At 66.2% G+C, this 3102-nt stretch carries 1 protein-coding gene and 1 pseudogene; both read right to left on the reverse strand.

The features are described 5' to 3' along the window. Nucleotides 1–2019, reverse strand: a pseudogene (locus ACQKDV_RS18955) (3-hydroxyacyl-CoA dehydrogenase/enoyl-CoA hydratase family protein); the annotation flags it as partial. Nucleotides 2020–2045: 26 nt separating this feature from the next. Continuing rightward, nucleotides 2046–2711 carry a TetR/AcrR family transcriptional regulator gene (locus ACQKDV_RS18960; RefSeq protein ID WP_427785784.1) on the reverse strand — a complete coding sequence of 222 codons (666 nt, stop codon included), beginning with the start codon at nt 2709–2711 and terminating at the stop codon, nt 2046–2048. Nucleotides 2712–3102 lie beyond the last annotated feature (391 nt).

A 3102-nucleotide genomic window follows, 5' to 3' on the forward strand; every position in this document is an offset into this window, starting at 1 on the left:
ATGGGCAACGCGGTCAAGTTCACCGACAGCGGTTTCGTCCACCTGAGGGTGACGGCCGAGTTGGACACCTTGGCCATCGCCACGGTCTCGAAGGTCTTCTTCAGTTCGGCGAACACGTCACCGCCCGGGCCAGCGGCCTGGGAGGCGCGCACGGCCAGTTCCTTCAGGCCGCCACCGGCCGGCAGCAGGCCGACGCCGGCCTCGACCAGGCCGATGTAGCTTTCCAGGAAGGCGACAGTCTTGGCGCTGTGCATCTGGAACTCGCAGCCGCCCCCCAGGGCCAGGCCGCGCACGGCAGCCACCACCGGCACCAGCGAGTACTTGATGCGCTGGCTGGTGCGCTGGAAGTTGGCGACCATCTCTTCGAACTGGTCGACCTTGCCGGCCTGCAGCAGGCCGAGCGCACCGGCCAGATCGGCACCGGCGGAGAAGGGCTCCTTCTGCTGCCAGATCACCAGGCCCTGGAAGTCGTTTTCGGCGCGGCTGACGCATTCCTGCAGGCCATCGAGCACCTGGTCGGACACAGTGTTCATCTTGGTCTTGAAGCTGACCACGGCGATGCCATCACCGTCGTGCCACATGCGCAGGCCGTCGTTCTCGAACACGGTCTCGCCCGGCGCGAACTTTTCGCCCAGCAGCGGATCCGGGAAACGCTGGCGCTGGTACACCGGCAGCGACGAACGCGGCAGCTTGGCGTTGCGCGACGGGCTGTAGCTGCCCTCAGCGGCGTGCACGCCGTCGCGGCCATCGAACACCCAGTCCGGCAACGGGGCATTGCTCATGCTCTTGCCGGCGACGATGTCATCGGCGATCCACTGTGCCACCTGCTTCCAGCCGGCGGCCTGCCAGGTTTCGAACGGGCCCAGCGACCAGCCGTAGCCCCAGCGGATGGCCAGATCGACGTCGCGGGCGGTCTCGGCGATGTCGGCCAGATGGTAGGCGCTGTAGTGGAACAGGTCACGGAAGGTCGCCCACAGGAACTGCGCCTGCGGGTGCTGGCTTTCGCGCAGCTTGGCGAATTTGTCGGCCGGATTTTTGATCTTCAGGATCTCGACCACTTCCGGCGCGGCGGTGCGGTCGGCCGGGCGGTAGTCCTGCTTCTCCAGGTCCAGCACCATGATGTCCTTGCCGACCTTGCGGAAGATGCCGGCGCCGGTCTTCTGGCCCAGCGCACCCTTGGCAATCAGCGCGTCCAGCCACTTCGGCGACGTGAAGTATTCATGCCACGGGTCGTTGGGCAGGGTGTCGCCCATGGTCTTGATGACGTGGGCCATGGTGTCCAGGCCGACCACGTCGGAGGTGCGGTAGGTGGCCGACTTCGGGCGGCCGACCAGTGGGCCGGTCAGGCCATCCACTTCATCGAAGCCCAGGCCGAACTGCTGGGTGTGGTGGATGGTGGACAGGATCGAGAACACGCCGATGCGGTTGCCGATGAAGTTCGGGGTGTCCTTGGCGTACACCACGCCCTTGCCCAGGGTGGTGACCAGGAATGCTTCCAGGCCTTCCAGCACGGCGGCGTCGGTGGTGGTGGCCGGGATCAGTTCGGCCAGGTGCATGTAGCGCGGCGGGTTGAAGAAGTGCACGCCGCAGAAGCGGTGGCGCAGCTGCTCGGGCAGCACGTCGGCCAGCTTGTTGATGCCCAGGCCGGAGGTGTTGGAGGCCAGCACCGCGTGGTCGGCCACGAACGGGGCGATCTTCTTGTACAGGTCCTGCTTCCAGTCCATGCGCTCGGCGATGGCCTCGATGATCAGGTCGCAGTCCTTCAGCTGCTCCAGGCCGGATTCGTAGTTGGCCGGGGGTGATGGCTTCGGCCAGCGACTTGCTGGCCAGCGGCGCCGGGCTCAGCTTGCCCAGGTTGGCGATCGCCTTCAGCACGATGCCGTCGGCCGGACCTTCCTTGGCGGGCAGGTCGAACAGCACGGTATCGACGCCGGCGTTGGTGAGGTGGGCGGCGATCTGGGCACCCATGACGCCGGCACCCAGCACGGCGGCGCGGCGGACTAGCAGGGAATTGGACATGGTGTAGGGCCTTTGTTGGTCAGCAGTTACTGGGTGGAATCAATGGAAGCGGGCACGGCGCTGTCACGTGCGGCGGCGCGGAACCCGGCTTCGGCGAAATGGATCAGTTCGTGGGCGGCATTGGCACGATGCGCCGCTTCGGTGACACCGGCGGGTCGCTTGATCAGCCCGAAATCGGCCATGGCGTAGGTCAGCGAACCGGCGAGGAAATCCAGGCGCCAGTACAGCTCTTCCTTGCTCAGGCCCGGCACGCATTCGGCGATGGCCTTGCCGAACGCGCGCAGCACGTGGCCGTAGTGGTCGGAGAGGAACTTGCGCAGGGTGTCGTTCTTCTCGGCATAGGCGCGGGCGATCACCCGCACGAAGGCGCCGCCGCTCTGCCGGTCCTGGGCCATGGCCAGGGCCGGTTCGACGAAGGCGGCCAGCACCGGGCGCAGCTGCCCGGGGTGATCGCTGCGGGCGCGCTCCAGCTGCGCCAGGCGCACGCGGGTCATCTCGTCCATGCGCCGGCGGAAGACCTCGTTGACCAGGTTTTCCTTGGAACCGAAGTGGTAGTTGACCGCTGCGATGTTGACGTCGGCCTGGCTGGTCACCTGGCGCAGCGAGGTGCCGGCAAAGCCATGCAGGGCGAACAGCTCCTCGGCGGCCCCGAGGATCCGGTCCTTGGTCGAGAAGTGGGCGGGCTTGGCCATGCGGTGGCGGACCTTAATCAAACGATTGTTTGATACTAGGACCAGACGGGGGCGTATGGCATTTTGCAGTGCAGCAAATCGGCCGGGGTGGTCAGATTCCACTCAGGTGGGTGAATGGGGTAGTGCCGGCCGCTGGCCGGCAGCCCCGAGGTTGAATGGCGCCCAATGCCGGCCAGCGGCCGGCACTACCACCCGGCCGCGTTATCTTTTATAATTCGCCTACGTTTATCAGGCTAAGCCCGCGTCCCGACGCGGGTTTTTTTCATGTTACCCTTCGGGCCATCAGCGGCCCGATTCCATTGGAGACATCCCATGGCGCTGGAGCGCACCCTTTCGCCTGCGCCAGCGTGCCGACCTGGTAGAGATCGGCCGCATGCGGGTCGTCGGTCTC

Origin of the sequence: Stenotrophomonas sp. NPDC077659 (assembly GCF_050268705.1) — a bacterium.
Classification (GTDB): Bacteria; Pseudomonadota; Gammaproteobacteria; order Xanthomonadales; family Xanthomonadaceae; genus Stenotrophomonas.